At 42.5% G+C, this 15,713-nt stretch carries 9 protein-coding genes, 2 tRNA genes and 3 rRNA genes; 7 read left to right on the top strand and 7 right to left on the bottom strand.

The genetic code is table 11. The annotated features are described in order from the left end of the window. Positions 1–30: 30 nt before the first annotated feature. The 5 genes from ribF (at position 31) to ABLC00_RS00105 (ending at position 5,613) form a co-directional block, all read left to right on the top strand. Positions 31–1,032 carry a bifunctional riboflavin kinase/FAD synthetase gene (gene ribF / locus ABLC00_RS00125; protein ID WP_000771825.1) on the top strand — a complete coding sequence of 334 codons (1,002 nt, stop codon included), beginning with the start codon at positions 31–33 and terminating at the stop codon, positions 1,030–1,032. Between the two features lie 61 nt (positions 1,033–1,093). Continuing rightward, positions 1,094–3,931, top strand: coding sequence for an isoleucine--tRNA ligase (gene ileS / locus ABLC00_RS00120; RefSeq protein WP_033847001.1), 2,838 nt, complete (start codon positions 1,094–1,096; stop codon positions 3,929–3,931). Continuing rightward, positions 3,924–4,454, top strand: a complete 531-nt coding sequence (lspA, locus tag ABLC00_RS00115) for a signal peptidase II (RefSeq protein WP_001133879.1) — start codon at positions 3,924–3,926, stop codon at positions 4,452–4,454. Before ileS ends, lspA begins: the two co-directional genes overlap by 8 nt. Before the next feature lies 1 nt (position 4,455). After that, a complete protein-coding gene (locus ABLC00_RS00110) occupies positions 4,456–4,938 on the top strand; it encodes a peptidylprolyl isomerase (RefSeq protein ID WP_000136002.1) in 483 nt (160 codons plus the stop codon). A gap of 132 nt (positions 4,939–5,070) precedes the next feature. Further along, complete coding sequence (locus tag ABLC00_RS00105) at positions 5,071–5,613, top strand: NADPH-dependent FMN reductase (RefSeq protein ID WP_033847000.1); 543 nt, start codon at positions 5,071–5,073, stop codon at positions 5,611–5,613. Between the two features lie 45 nt (positions 5,614–5,658). Here ABLC00_RS00105 and ABLC00_RS00100 read toward each other — a convergent pair whose 3' ends face one another. The 7 genes from ABLC00_RS00100 to tyrS form a co-directional block, all read right to left on the bottom strand. After that, positions 5,659–5,970, bottom strand: a complete 312-nt coding sequence (locus tag ABLC00_RS00100) for an ankyrin repeat domain-containing protein (RefSeq protein ID WP_033846999.1) — start codon at positions 5,968–5,970, stop codon at positions 5,659–5,661. Between the two features lie 146 nt (positions 5,971–6,116). Beyond that, a 5S ribosomal RNA gene (rrf, locus tag ABLC00_RS00095) occupies positions 6,117–6,231 on the bottom strand. Positions 6,232–6,410: 179 nt separating this feature from the next. Next, a 23S ribosomal RNA gene (locus tag ABLC00_RS00090) occupies positions 6,411–9,301 on the bottom strand. Between the two features lie 340 nt (positions 9,302–9,641). Next, positions 9,642–9,717, bottom strand: a tRNA-Ala gene (locus ABLC00_RS00085). A gap of 55 nt (positions 9,718–9,772) precedes the next feature. Beyond that, positions 9,773–9,849: transfer RNA gene (locus ABLC00_RS00080), tRNA-Ile, on the bottom strand. Positions 9,850–9,908: 59 nt separating this feature from the next. After that, positions 9,909–11,446 (bottom strand): 16S ribosomal RNA (locus ABLC00_RS00075). The 16S, 23S and 5S rRNA genes sit together here with 2 tRNA genes alongside, the layout of an rRNA operon. An 838-nt stretch (positions 11,447–12,284) precedes the next feature. Beyond that, positions 12,285–13,517, bottom strand: coding sequence for a tyrosine--tRNA ligase (tyrS, locus tag ABLC00_RS00070; RefSeq protein ID WP_080775652.1), 1,233 nt, complete (start codon positions 13,515–13,517; stop codon positions 12,285–12,287). 61 nt (positions 13,518–13,578) lie between these two features. Here tyrS and ABLC00_RS00065 point away from each other — a divergent pair, with 61 nt between their 5' ends. Further along, positions 13,579–14,706: an anhydro-N-acetylmuramic acid kinase gene (locus ABLC00_RS00065; RefSeq protein ID WP_004711281.1), complete on the top strand. Its 1,128-nt coding sequence runs from the start codon at positions 13,579–13,581 to the stop codon at positions 14,704–14,706. A 126-nt stretch (positions 14,707–14,832) separates the two neighbouring features. Further along, positions 14,833–15,675, top strand: coding sequence for an alpha/beta fold hydrolase (locus ABLC00_RS00060; protein WP_033847060.1), 843 nt, complete (start codon positions 14,833–14,835; stop codon positions 15,673–15,675). The last annotated feature ends 38 nt before the right edge of the window (positions 15,676–15,713 follow it).

Below are 15,713 nucleotides of genomic sequence, written 5' to 3'. Positions count from 1 at the left end.
CCCTTGCAAAAATAGCCATATTTTAAGTTCATGAAACTGCTACGTCTTAATGCGTTATCGCCCAATTTCCAGTTGCCGCAAACAGCGGTAACTATTGGTAATTTTGATGGTGTCCATTTAGGTCACCAAGCGATGATTGCTCAACTGAAAAAAATTGCTGCAGCACAAGGCTTAAAAACATTGGTCATGATTTTTGAGCCCCAACCGCTTGAGTTCTTTAAAGGCTACGATGCCCCGCCTCGTATTAATTCCTTACGGGAAAAAGTTGAATATCTAGCAGAACTTGGGGTGGATTACATTGCGGTTGCCAAGTTTGACCAGCATTTCCGTAGCATGAGTGCTTCTGAGTTTGCAGATTTATTAAAAGATAAATTAAATGCTCAAGCTTTGGTTTTAGGAGATGACTTTCATTTCGGCAAAGACCGTCAAGGTAACAGCGAATTTTTAAAGAATTACGGATTTCAAGTCACAAATTTACATACGATTGAACTCGAAGGTGAACGCGTCAGTTCAACTCGTATTCGCCAAGTGCTTCAAGTGGGTAATCTCGCTTTAGCAGCTAAATTATTAGGCCGTCCGTACAGTATTACTGGACGAGTTCAATATGGCGACCAAATTGGACGAACTTTAGATTTTCCAACGATTAATGTTCGTCTAAACCGCCATAAGCCTTGTTTAAATGGTATTTATGGCGTTGAAGTCATTTGCGAGACAACTTCGCTAACTCAAAAAGTGCTTCAGGATAATCCTGAAAAACCGGGAATTGCCGGATATCATGAAAACAGCCTTTATGGTGCAGGTCATGTCGGTACTCGCCCAGCCATCCAGCAAGAGCATCCAGAGTGGAGATTAGAAGTACATTTCCCTGATGTTTCTGCTAATCTGTATGGCTTATTTATGCGGGTGACTTTTCTTCACTATCTTCATGGTGAATTGAACTACCCTTCGCTTGAGGCACTTAAGGCAGGAATTGATAATGACGTGCAGCAATTACGACAATATCGTAACGACACGACACAATTTCCTTTTTAATTCGAATTTTGATTGTAAAACATGTCGGCTCCCAAGCTGATTAAACTGGAAGACAACTTGCATGAGCGATAAGCAAACTACTGAAAATGCAGTGGACTACAAAGCCACGCTAAACCTGCCGGATACTCAATTTGCAATGAAAGCAAATTTGGCAGTACGTGAAGTGAAATGGTTAGAAGAGTGGTATACCGACAACATTTATCAGCAGATTCGTGCATCGCGTATTGGCAAGAAAAAATATATTTTGCATGATGGCCCTCCATATGCGAACGGTACAATTCACTTGGGTCATGCGGTTAACAAAGTACTCAAAGACGTCATCGTAAAAAGCCGTACTTTGGCAGGTTTCGATGCGCCATATGTTCCGGGTTGGGACTGTCATGGCTTGCCAATCGAACTAAAAGTTGAAGAAAAAGTAGGTAAAGTAGGCGAAAAAGTTGACGCAGCGACTTTCCGTAAACTCTGCCGTGAATATGCGCTAAAACAAATTGATTTACAGCGTGCTGACTTTAAACGTCTTGGTGTTTTAGGTGATTGGGATAATCCTTACCTCACCATGAACTACAAACAAGAAGCCGATATCGTTCGTGCTTTAGGTTTAATCCAAAAAAATGGTCATATCCAGCCGGGCTTAAAGCCAGTGAACTGGTGTATGGACTGTGGCTCAGCACTTGCAGAAGCTGAAGTTGAATACGAAGATAAAAAGTCTGACGCAATTGACGTTGGTTTTGGCGTTGTAGATTTAAAAGACTTAAGCACTCGTGTAAATGTAGATGTTCAAGATCCAACTGATATCGTGATCTGGACCACTACACCTTGGACATTACCTGCGAACCAAGCAGTTGCATTGCATGCCGAAATTGAATATCAATTGGTACAAGTGATTACTGAACGTGGTAAGCAAAACTTTATTCTTGCTAAAGACCTAGTTGCTTCTGCAATTGAGCGTTACAAGCTTGAAAACCCAGTTGTTTTAGCTGACTTCACTGGTTCAGCTCTTGAAAACCTTACTTTACAACACCCTTTACTTACCGATCGCCAAGTTCCGGTTATTTTGGGTGAACACGTTATCGCAACAAGCGGTACAGGTGCTGTACACACTGCGCCTGGCCACGGTGCAGATGACTATAAAGTAGGTCTTCAATACAACCTTAAAGTTGAAAACCCAGTGGGTGGTAACGGAGTTTACTTACCAACTGCACCAATCTTTGCTGGTGAGCACATCTATAAAGCCAATCCAAAGATTATTGAAGCTTTAGGTGCTGTAGGACGCTTGTGGGCTCATCAACCGATTAAACACAGCTATCCACATTGCTGGCGCCATAAAACTCCTATTATTTTCCGTGCTACACCACAATGGTTTATCAGCATGGATCAAAAAGGTTTACGTGACGGTGCGCTTAACGCGATTGAAAACGATATCGAGTTTGTACCGAACTGGGGTAAAAACCGTATTGAATCAATGATCGAAGGCCGTCCGGACTGGTGTATCTCACGTCAACGTACTTGGGGTGTGCCAATTCCTTTCTTCGTTCATAAAGATACGAATGAATTGCACCCTCGTACGCCTGAACTCATTGAAGAAGTTGCAAAACTTATCGAACAAGAAGGTATCGATGCATGGTTTAACCGTGATGCAAAAGACTTCATTGGTGAAGATGCTGAACAGTACAATGCTGTTCGTGATACGCTTGATGTATGGTTTGACTCTGGAACAACACATTACGCTGTACTTGAGCAACGTGAAGAATTAGAAAGCCCTGCTGACTTATATTTAGAAGGTTCAGACCAACACCGTGGCTGGTTCCAATCTTCTTTATTAACCTCTATGGCAATTCACAACCGTGCGCCATATAAAGCCTTGTTAACTCACGGTTTTACAGTGGATGAAAATGGCCGTAAATTGTCGAAATCTTTAGGCAACTATATTCCGCTTGAAGAAATCATCAAACAACTGGGTGCCGATGGCTTACGTTTATATGTAGCATCTAGCGACTATCGCTATGAAATTGCAGCATCAAAAGAAATCTTTAGCCGTGTAAGTGATAGCTACCGTCGTATTCGTAATACGCTCCGCTTCTTGCTTGCAAACTTAAATGGTTTCAAACCAAGTACAGATGCTCTGGCAGTAGATGATCTTATTGCTCTTGATCAATACATCTTACAACGTGCGAATGAAGTACAACAAACTATTATCGCGGCCTATGAAGAAATGAACTTCCATGTCGTGTGTAGCGCATTAACAAGCTTCTGTATTAATGACTTAGGTGGCTTCTACCTAGATATCATCAAAGACCGTCAATACACCACTAAGGCTGACTCACAAGCACGTCGTTCTGCACAAACAGCGCTTTACCATATCGTACAAGCATTTGTGCGCTGGATGAGCCCAATCTTAAGCTTCACTGCTCAAGAAGCTTGGCCACTTATTCCAGAACAAACTGAAAAATATGTATTTACAGCTGAATGGTATGACCTACCTGTTTCATCAAAAGCAAACTTACTTTCTGAAGCAGATTGGCAAACATTGATTAGCGTAAAATCTGCAGTAAATAAACAGATTGAAGCAGCTCGTAACGCTAAACTTGTCGGTAGTAATCTTTCAGCCAAAGTTGAACTTTGGGCAAATGAATCATTACAAACAGTTTTAAACCAACTGGCTGATGAACTCCGTTTTGTTCTTATTACTTCGCAAGTAGTAGTACATCCATTTGCTGAACAAGGTGAAGCAACTGAAATGGAAGGCTTACGTGTACAAGTATCTGCAGCTGAAGGTGAAAAATGTGCACGTTGCTGGCATGTCCTTCCTGATGTGAATACACACGCCGATCATCCTGGTTTATGTGGTCGTTGTATTGTGAACGTCACTGGTCGTGGCGAAGTGAGAAAATATGCCTAATTCACAAGCTAAAAAAGGCTTATTCCAGTTTTATCCGCACAACCTCATTTGGCTTGGACTTTCTGTCCTTGCCATTGTGTTGGATCAATGGACAAAATGGATTGCAAGTACACATCTGAACTACGCAGATCCTGTACCTGTACTTCCATTTTTAAACTGGACACTATTACATAACTATGGTGCAGCTTTTAGCTTTTTATCTGATGCTGGAGGATGGCAACGCTATTTCTTCACATCTTTGGCAGGCTTAGTTTCAATACTTTTTGTATTTTGGTTGCTACGTATGCCTAAAAAAATGGTGGTGCTACCTGTAGCTATCGCTTTAATTTTAGGTGGAGCATTAGGTAATCTAATTGACCGTATTACTTTAGGGTATGTGGTCGATTTCATTCATGTTTATTACCAAAATCATCACTTTCCAGCTTTTAATATAGCGGACAGTGCCATTACTCTAGGTACCATTTTGCTACTCATTGATACATTCTTCCTTGAGAAGCAAAGACCTAAAAATTCGGATGCATAATATGACCGAAATTATTCAACCTAATGAAGAAATTCGTATTACTGACGGTTCTAAAGTTGACCTACACTTTTCTGTTGCTATCGAAAATGGTGTAGAAATTGACAATACACGTAGCCGTGAAGAGCCTGTTAGCTTGACTATTGGCGACGGTAACTTATTACCAGGCTTTGAGAAAGCCCTTCTTGGCTTACGCGCAGGTGATCGACGTACTGTACATCTTCCACCAGAAGATGCTTTTGGTCCTTGGAATCCGGAAAATATACAAACTTTTGATACGGTTAAATTCGAACAACGGCCTATTCCTGGTCACATGATCGAGTTTGAAGATAAAGCAAAAGCAACTTTATTTGGTGTTGTGAAGTCAGTGAATGATGATATTACTGAAATCGATTTCAACCACCCTTTAGCCGGCAAAAATATTACTTTTGAAGTAGAGATATTCAAAGTAACTCCAGCTGGCCAGCAAGGCATTAAGATCATGTAAAAAAAGCCCTCGATTGAGGGCTTTTTTATTATTTAATCTTTATACATGACATAATAATCCTTACAAATTCTATATTCTCACGTCCTATGTAATGAATTAAGTTATAAAGATAAAAATCCTTAGGAAAAATATATGCTGGTCTATATTGTCGTGGGAAGTGTTCGTGAAGGACGTACAGCAATTAAAATTGCCAATTGGGTAGAATCAACAATTCCAACATTGGGTCTAAAAGATTTCCAAACCGAAGTAGTCGATTTAAAAGAGTGGAATTTACCGTTATTTTCAGGCTCACACCCACCTGCAACAGGTATTTATGATCAACCAAAACAACAAGAATGGGCAGATAAAATTGCCAAAGCTGATGCATTTATCTTTATTAGCCCCGAATACAATCATGGTTACAGCCCAGCTTTAAAAAATGCACTGGACTATGTTGGTAAAGAATGGAGTGGTAAACCAGCCGCATTTATTGGCTATGGCTCCACAAATGGCTCTCGCTCTATTAGCCAAATACGCCAAGTCACCTCAAGTTTAAGTATTGTTGACCCAAATGCTGTAATAGAAATACGAGATATCTTTAAACGCAATAAAGATGAAAAGTTTGAAGCCAATGAATTTGAAGTAAAAGCGCTTCAATTAATTGTTGAAAAGCTGCAAAAATATCATTTGTCTTAAATTGAACAAAAAGCCTCTTTTCCCAATAAAAGGGGCTTTTTAATTTTATAAACTTTTTAAATAATTCACTACGTCTGTATTCCCAGCCATTTCTGCTAGCTGTAGTGCTGTGTATTCGCTTTTATAAGCAACATGTGCCCCTTTTTCAACCAAGAGCTTCACTATCTCTAAATGGTCATTTTCAGCAGCTGCTTGTAAAGCACTATAACCTTCCTCATCAGTCTGATTAGGGTCTTCTCCATCTATTAATAATTGTTTTACTTGATCCACATCTCCTAAAGATGCCCAATAGATCAACCCTGGAAGAGAAAGTTCTTCATTATTTTCAGGTAATTGAGAGAAAGAATTAAATTTCACGAGATCACGCCCAAATAAAAAGCTTCTTCATTATATCCCTGAAGCTCGGCAACCGTGCAAATCTGATTTTTAGTTATGTGTTTTCACTTTATAGCGCGCAATAAAAAACACCCCCACTCTTTAGAATGGGGGTGTTTGGAATAATGAGCTGGCGATGACTTACTCTCACATGGGTAACCCCACACTACCATCAGCGCTAAGAGGTTTCACTTCTGAGTTCGGGAAGGGATCAGGTGGTTCACTCTTGCTATGGTCGCCAGCACAACTGTTTATGGATACTTGCTTTGGTCTTATTGACTGCCGAAGCGTTTTCCAAATCTTTACAGATTGGGCTGATTGAATCTGGCTGTGTTCATTTTATCTAGTGGAATAACTAAATCAAGTTGCTTTGTAGATTTATGAATCGATTGATGCTTTATATACAACTGCTTGGGTGTTGTATAGTCAAGCCTCACGAGCAATTAGTATTGGTCAGCTTCACATATCACTATGCTTCCACATCCAACCTATCAACGTCCTAGTCTCGAACGGCTCTTTAGAGGAATAAATTCCTAGGGAAATCTTATCTTGAGGTAGGCTTCCCGCTTAGATGCTTTCAGCGGTTATCCCTTCCGAACATAGCTACCCGGCGATGCGACTGGCGTCACAACCGGTACACCAGAGGTTCGTCCACTCTGGTCCTCTCGTACTAGGAGCAGATCCTCTCAAATTTCCAGCGCCCACGGTAGATAGGGACCGAACTGTCTCACGACGTTCTAAACCCAGCTCGCGTACCTCTTTAAATGGCGAACAGCCATACCCTTGGGACCTGCTTCAGCCCCAGGATGAGATGAGCCGACATCGAGGTGCCAAACACCGCCGTCGATATGAACTCTTGGGCGGTATCAGCCTGTTATCCCCAGAGTACCTTTTATCCGTTGAGCGATGGCCCTTCCATACAGAACCACCGGATCACTAAGACCTACTTTCGTACCTGCTCGACTTGTGGGTCTCGCAGTTAAGCGCGCTTTTGCCTTTATACTCTACGCGTGATTTCCGACCACGCTGAGCGCACCTTCGTACTCCTCCGTTACTCTTTAGGAGGAGACCGCCCCAGTCAAACTACCCACCAGACACGGTCCTCGTCCCGGATAACGGGACAGAGTTAGAACCTCAACATTACCAGGGTGGTATTTCAAGGACGGCTCCATTGGAACTAGCGTTCCAACTTCAAAGCCTCCCACCTATCCTACACAAGTAAGGTCAAAGTTCAGTGTCAAGCTGCAGTAAAGGTTCACGGGGTCTTTCCGTCTAGCCGCGGGTACACTGCATCTTCACAGCGATTTCGATTTCACTGAGCCTCTGCTGGAGACAGCGCCGCCATCATTATGCCATTCGTGCAGGTCGGAACTTACCCGACAAGGAATTTCGCTACCTTAGGACCGTTATAGTTACGGCCGCCGTTTACTGGGGCTTCGATCAAGAGCTTCGCTTACGCTAACCCCATCAATTAACCTTCCAGCACCGGGCAGGCATCACACCCTATACGTCCACTTTCGTGTTTGCAGAGTGCTATGTTTTTAATAAACAGTTGCAGCGGCCTGGTTTCTGCGGCTGTCATCAGCTCAGGAAGCAAGTTCCATCACCAACAACAGCGTACCTTCTCCCGAAGTTACGGTACCATTTTGCCTAGTTCCTTCAGCAGAGTTCTCTCAAGCGCCTTGGTCTACTCGACCTGACCACCTGTGTCGGTTTCGGGTACGATTCCTGTGTAACTGAAGCTTAGAGACTTTTCCTGGAAGCATGGTATCAGCCACTTCGCTGTACAAGTACAGCTTGCTATCGGATCTCAGTATAGAGTACCCCGGATTTGCCTAAGATACATACCTACATCCTTCCACCTGGACAACCAACGCCAGGCTGACTTAACCTTCTCCGTCCTCTCATCGCATTACACAGAAGTATTGGAATATTAACCAATTTCCCATCGACTACGCCTTTCGGCCTCGCCTTAGGGGTCGACTCACCCAGCCCCGATTAACGTTGGACTGGAACCCTTGGTCTTTCGGCGAACGGGTTTTTCACCCGTTTTGTCGTTACTCACGTCAGCATTCGCACTTCTGATACCTCCAGCATACTTCTCAATACACCTTCATCGGCTTACAGAACGCTCCCCTACCACTTGACTAATGTCAAATCCGCAGCTTCGGCACATAGTTTTAGCCCCGTTACATCTTCCGCGCAGGCCGACTCGACTAGTGAGCTATTACGCTTTCTTTAAAGGGTGGCTGCTTCTAAGCCAACCTCCTAGCTGTCTATGCCTTCCCACATCGTTTCCCACTTAACTATGATTTTGGGGCCTTAGCTGGCGGTCTGGATTGTTTTCCTCTTGACTACGGACGTTAGCACCCGCAGTCTGTCTCCCGGATAGTACTCATAGGTATTCGGAGTTTGCATCGGTTTGGTAAGTCGGGATGACCCCCTAGCCGAAACAGTGCTCTACCCCCTATGGTATTCGTCCGAGGCGCTACCTAAATAGCTTTCGGGGAGAACCAGCTATCACCAGGCTTGATTAGCCTTTCACCCCTATCCACAAGTCATCCCCTGGCTTTTCAACGACAGTGGGTTCGGTCCTCCAGTTAGTGTTACCCAACCTTCAACCTGCTCATGGATAGATCGCCTGGTTTCGGGTCTATACCCAGCAACTAAACGCCCTATTAAGACTCGATTTCTCTACGGCTCCCCTATACGGTTAACCTCGCTACTGAATATAAGTCGCTGACCCATTATACAAAAGGTACGCAGTCACACCACGAAGGTGCTCCCACTGCTTGTATGCATGCGGTTTCAGGATCTATTTCACTCCCCTCACAGGGGTTCTTTTCGCCTTTCCCTCACGGTACTGGTTCACTATCGGTCAGTCAGGAGTATTTAGCCTTGGAGGATGGTCCCCCCATATTCAGACAAGGTTTCACGTGCCTCGCCCTACTCGTCATCATTATGTGTGCCCTTTCGTGTACGGGAATATCACCCTCTACGTTCGCACTTCCCAGAGCGTTCCACTAAAACACACATAACTTAATGGGCTGATCCCCGTTCGCTCGCCGCTACTGAGGGAATCTCAATTGATTTCTTTTCCTAAGGGTACTGAGATGTTTCACTTCCCCTCGTTCGCCTTGCAACACTATGTATTCATGTTGCAATACCTACCTTAAAGTAGGTGGGTTCCCCCATTCAGACATCTCCGGATCAAAGGATATTTGCCGCCTCCCCGGAGCTTTTCGCAGGCTATCACGTCTTTCATCGCCTCTGACTGCCAAGGCATCCACCACATGCACTTAATTACTTGACTATACAACCCCAAACAGTCGACGTTACCTACAAGTTAGTAACTTCAACATTTCAGTTTAGAGCACTGTGTATTTAAACACTGTACAGCTTCAATCTAAATTCATATACCAAAACGCTTGATTCAGTTAATTTGCTAGTTCTCAATTCATTCAGATTAATTACTTAATCTAAACTCTTGAGTGAACAATTTATTTCAGACTCAATTTTGCCAATCTGTTAATGAATAAACACGCCTTCGTCAGGTCATGCTTAATACCGTGATACTTAAATCACAGAAGTTAATAAACCAAGACCGAAATCTCTATTTACTAATTTCTGTAATCCGAACTTATCTTAAGTTCTGGTGGAGACTAGGAGAGTCGAACTCCTGACCTCCTGCGTGCAAAGCAGGCGCTCTACCAACTAAGCTAAGTCCCCAGCTTACATCATCAGTCATGTATCTTTTATCTATAACTTTAACCAGTCAAAGTCATGGTGGGTCTGACAAGACTTGAACTTGTGACCCCACGCTTATCAAGCGTGTGCTCTAACCAACTGAGCTACAGACCCTCAGATACATCTATGAAGAACAACTTGTTGTGGATTCTTACCAATCGTCAATCTTTCGTTAAGGAGGTGATCCAGCCGCAGGTTCCCCTACGGCTACCTTGTTACGACTTCACCCCAGTCATCGGCCACACCGTGGTAACCGCCCTCTTTGCAGTTAGGCTAGCTACTTCTGGTGCAACAAACTCCCATGGTGTGACGGGCGGTGTGTACAAGGCCCGGGAACGTATTCACCGCGGCATTCTGATCCGCGATTACTAGCGATTCCGACTTCATGGAGTCGAGTTGCAGACTCCAATCCGGACTACGATCGGCTTTTTGAGATTAGCATCACATCGCTGTGTAGCAACCCTTTGTACCGACCATTGTAGCACGTGTGTAGCCCTGGCCGTAAGGGCCATGATGACTTGACGTCGTCCCCGCCTTCCTCCAGTTTGTCACTGGCAGTATCCTTAAAGTTCCCGACATTACTCGCTGGCAAATAAGGAAAAGGGTTGCGCTCGTTGCGGGACTTAACCCAACATCTCACGACACGAGCTGACGACAGCCATGCAGCACCTGTATGTAAGTTCCCGAAGGCACCAATCCATCTCTGGAAAGTTCTTACTATGTCAAGGCCAGGTAAGGTTCTTCGCGTTGCATCGAATTAAACCACATGCTCCACCGCTTGTGCGGGCCCCCGTCAATTCATTTGAGTTTTAGTCTTGCGACCGTACTCCCCAGGCGGTCTACTTATCGCGTTAGCTGCGCCACTAAAGCCTCAAAGGCCCCAACGGCTAGTAGACATCGTTTACGGCATGGACTACCAGGGTATCTAATCCTGTTTGCTCCCCATGCTTTCGCACCTCAGCGTCAGTGTTAGGCCAGATGGCTGCCTTCGCCATCGGTATTCCTCCAGATCTCTACGCATTTCACCGCTACACCTGGAATTCTACCATCCTCTCCCACACTCTAGCTAACCAGTATCGAATGCAATTCCCAAGTTAAGCTCGGGGATTTCACATTTGACTTAATTAGCCGCCTACGCGCGCTTTACGCCCAGTAAATCCGATTAACGCTTGCACCCTCTGTATTACCGCGGCTGCTGGCACAGAGTTAGCCGGTGCTTATTCTGCGAGTAACGTCCACTATCTCTAGGTATTATCTAAAGTAGCCTCCTCCTCGCTTAAAGTGCTTTACAACCATAAGGCCTTCTTCACACACGCGGCATGGCTGGATCAGGCTTGCGCCCATTGTCCAATATTCCCCACTGCTGCCTCCCGTAGGAGTCTGGGCCGTGTCTCAGTCCCAGTGTGGCGGATCATCCTCTCAGACCCGCTACAGATCGTCGCCTTGGTAGGCCTTTACCCCACCAACTAGCTAATCCGACTTAGGCTCATCTATTAGCGCAAGGTCCGAAGATCCCCTGCTTTCTCCCGTAGGACGTATGCGGTATTAGCATCCCTTTCGAGATGTTGTCCCCCACTAATAGGCAGATTCCTAAGCATTACTCACCCGTCCGCCGCTAGGTCCAGTAGCAAGCTACCTTCCCCCGCTCGACTTGCATGTGTTAAGCCTGCCGCCAGCGTTCAATCTGAGCCATGATCAAACTCTTCAGTTAAAATCATTTTGCACCTTATTATAGACAAGGTGCCAATTCTGGCTCATCAATTACTGACTTAAATTTCGCTCAAATAAACTTCGAGTAATTTAAACCAATCAATCAATGAAAATTATTTCGATTAATCAATCAGTAAAAATCCACACAAGTTGTTCTTCAATTCTCTTAATGATCTTCTTCCTGGTTCGTCACCAGCAAGCTAGGTCGGCTATATTACTCTTAATCTCTTAAAAGTCAACAGGTAATTTCGATATTTTTAAAACTTGTCTTTTAAACCAACTTAACATCAAATTCATCACTTAAAGCAATCAACTTAATCTCAAGTAACTGTTTTTCAACAAGTTTCTATCTGCATCACCGCCGATGGATGTGCATTATAGACCATTAACTTACCTTTGCAAGGGGTATTTCAGCCTTTTTCTATTGAGTGCCGTTTTTTTCTACTATTTTTCGAAAAAAGTGATATATATGGCTTTTTTTTAGGCATTTTCACCACTTTTATTCATTTTATTTTAGGAAAATACAGTTCACATTAGATTTTTGATGTCTTCTTATAGAAGTTATAGGCATATATAGCATTTTCTATTCCAAAGATTCCAAAGATTCCAAAGATTCCAAAGATTCCAAAGATTCCAAAGATTCCAAAGATTCCAAAGATTCCAAAGATAAACTAGAGTAAATACTCTATTTATTGATTCATACTTTCTATTTTTTTCTTATTCTATTTTTCTACCTATTAAGTTAATTACAAATTGTTCCACGTGGAACCCTTAATTGATTTTGAGATCCAGAAATAAAAAAAGCAGGATTACTCCTGCTTTTTCACTATATAACTTTCTTAGTCAGTGAAAGTTACACGTGCAATTGCTTTCTTACCTGACTGAATAATGAAAGTGCCATTTTCTTTTACAGAGAAACCTGCATCTACTACATTCCAATCAACTTTTACTGCACCACGTGCTACAGCATCTTTTGCAGCTGCTGCATTTGGATTTAGGCCTGCTACACGTAAAATCGTAGCAATAAAGATTTCGCCTCCAAACTCACCACGTGAAATAGTCACTTCAGGTGTATCTTCTGGCACCTCACCTTCTGTAATACGGTTACCTGCACTCTTATGAGCATTGGCAGCTGCTTCAGCATCATAGAAGCGTTCAACCAACTCGAGTGCAAGAATACGTTTTACTTCTTGTGGATTACGACCAGCCGCGATTTCATCTAATAAAGCTTTGATCTCATCTAGAGATTTAAAACTTAATAAATCGAAATAACGTTCGATTAAAGAGTCAGGCATTGATAATACTTTTTGGTACATTGCACCTGGCGCATCAAAAACACCAATATAGTTACCTAAAGATTTAGACATTTTATTTACGCCATCTAAACCTTCTAGAATCGGCACAGTGATACACACTTGTGATTCTTGACCATAACGGCTTTGTAAAGTACGACCCATGAGTAAGTTAAAGGTTTGGTCTGTACCACCTAACTCAACGTCAGCTTCAAGCGCAATTGAGTCATAGCCTTGAACTAAAGGATATAAGAACTCATGAATCGCAATTGGCTGATGGTTGCTATAACGCTTAGTAAAGTCATCACGCTCTAACATACGCGATACGGTTTGTTGACTGGCTAACTGAATAAGGTCAGCAGCAGACTTTTGGTTAAACCACTCTGAGTTAAAACGTACTTTTGTTTTATTCGGGTCTAAGATTTTAAAAACTTGTTCTTGATAAGTTTTAGCATTGGCTTCAACTTGTTCACGTGACAACGGCGGACGAGTTGCACTTTTACCAGTTGGGTCACCAATCATTGCTGTATAGTCACCAATCAAGAAGGTAACTTCATGGCCCAAGTCTTGGAACGTTTTTAGTTTGTTAATAAGAACCGTATGTCCTAAATGTAAATCTGGTGCTGTAGGGTCAAAACCAGCTTTAATTTTAAGAGGACGATTCTCTTTAAGCTTTTTCAGTAAATCTTCTTCTGAAATAATTTCGTGCGTGCCTCGTTGGATGAGGGCAAGCTGTTCTTCGGCGGGCAAGAAATTTGACATCACAAAACCTAAACACATCAGTTATTCAATTTGTGCGATATACTAACATTTTTTCAGCGTCTTGCAGGGGAAGTTGCATATGAGCGCAATCTATATCGGCGTAATGACTGGCACTAGTATGGATGGTGTAGATATTGTTGCGGCTTCATTTGAGCCACTACAGCTTCATGCCACTCTTACAGTTCCTTTCGAACCCGAGTTACGTGATGAGCTTATGGCATTAACTTTACCCGATGACAATGAAATTGACCGTATGGGTAAAGCTGATGTTGCTCTAGCCAAAATGATTGGTCATGGGATTAATAGCTTAATTGAAAAGCATCAATTAGACCGTAGCCAAATTAAAGCGATCGGTTCGCATGGGCAAACTATTCGTCATCGTCCAGAGCATGGCTTTACGTTACAAATTGGCGATCCAAACATTATTACTGAAATCACTCAAATCCCAGTTGTTTCAGATTTCCGTCGTAGAGATATGGCTGCAGGCGGACAAGGTGCTCCATTAGTTCCAGCTTTTCATCAAGCATTATTTCAACATCCAAGCATTCATCGTGTGATTTTGAATTTAGGCGGCATTGCCAATGTAAGTATGTTACCTGCCAATAATCCTGACGGCGTATTTGGTTTTGATACGGGGCCTGCGAATATTTTGATGGATGCATGGTGTCATCGCCATACGGGTCATCCATATGATGAAAATGGTGATTGGGCTGCTTATGGGCATCCTATTCGTTCGTTACTCGACCGCCTTCATGCGCATGAATATTTTTCTAAAGAGCCACCTAAAAGTACGGGACGTGAAGATTTCAATATTGACTGGCTAGATGATCAGTTAATCGATTGGCGTAATGATTTAACTTACGATGAGTTAGAAGATACACCAGAAAATATTCAAGCAACCTTATTAAAACTTACTGTGCGTGCTATTCAAAAAGCGATTTATCGTTCTGATATGGAAACAGGCGAAGTATATGTATGCGGTGGTGGGGCTTATAACTCTTATTTGTTAGAACAATTACGCTGGCGTTTACGTAAGCACAATTGGTCAGTTCAAACCACAGATGTTTTAGGACTCTCCCCTACCTGGGTCGAGGCTACAGCATTTGCATGGTTAGCAATGCGTTTTGTGAATAGTTTAAGTGGTAATTTACCAGCAGTAACTGGTGCGTCTGATTTTAGAATTTTAGGAACAATCACGGCGGTATAAGACTTTTTATAAGTTCTTTTACCTAGATTCGACCTTATAGCACATTTACTGACCCGAAATGCTGTTATTTAAATGTGCATAAAAACTCATGATAAATGCCAACAAAAATAAGTAAGGCATGTTGTTATGGATTTGACCAACCGTATTCATCAATATACTCGTGGGGCTTGGACATTCGATGTGATTGATTCAGGCCCTATAGATGGCCCTCTCGTGGTTTTATTGCATGGCTTTCCAGAAACTGCACATAGTTGGGTGCAAACTTCTGGACTATTGCATCAGCATGGATTTAGAACACTTGCGATTCATCAACGTGGTTATAGTCTAAACGCTAGACCACAAAGCCGCTTTCATTACGCTTTAAGTGAACTAACTGAAGATGTCGCAGTTTTTATTAAGGGGCTTGGTCAACCAGTTTATTTAATTGGGCACGATTGGGGTTCTGTAATTGCGTCTAGTGTAGCTATGAAGTACCCGCAGTATATTCAACATCTCACTTTAGTTTCTGTGCCGCATCAAGCCGCATTTTTAAAAGCTTGTTTAAGCAGTAGACAACTTTTTAAATCTTATTATTTTGCAATTTTTCAGCTACCGATTGTGCCCGAACTTTTATTTAAAAAGATACCGAAATTAGGCCGTAAGTTTCTAAAGTCATCAGGCATGACCGAACAGCAAATTGAAATATTCGAGAATGAGTTTATAAAAGAAAATAGGCTAACTACGGCGTTAAATTGGTACCGTGGATTTTTCTGGGATAAACCTCAGAATCCTTTTAAATTAATAGATGTGCCGACTCTATTTATTTGGGGTAGAGATGATATTGCCGTAACAGAAAAAAGTGCCAAGTTAAATTCAGGTTATTTTAAAAATAGTTATAAAGCCATTTTCATGAACGCTTCTCATTGGATTCCTTATCAGAATGCACCTGAACTGGTTCAATACTTTTTAGAATCTATCAGTAAAAAATAATGATTTGACTAATAAAAAAACCTCTCAAAATAGAGAGG

Source organism: Acinetobacter nosocomialis, assembly GCF_041021905.1.
In the GTDB taxonomy this organism is placed as follows: Bacteria; Pseudomonadota; Gammaproteobacteria; order Pseudomonadales; family Moraxellaceae; genus Acinetobacter; species Acinetobacter nosocomialis.
This window is presented reverse-complemented; position numbering and strand designations above follow the sequence as displayed.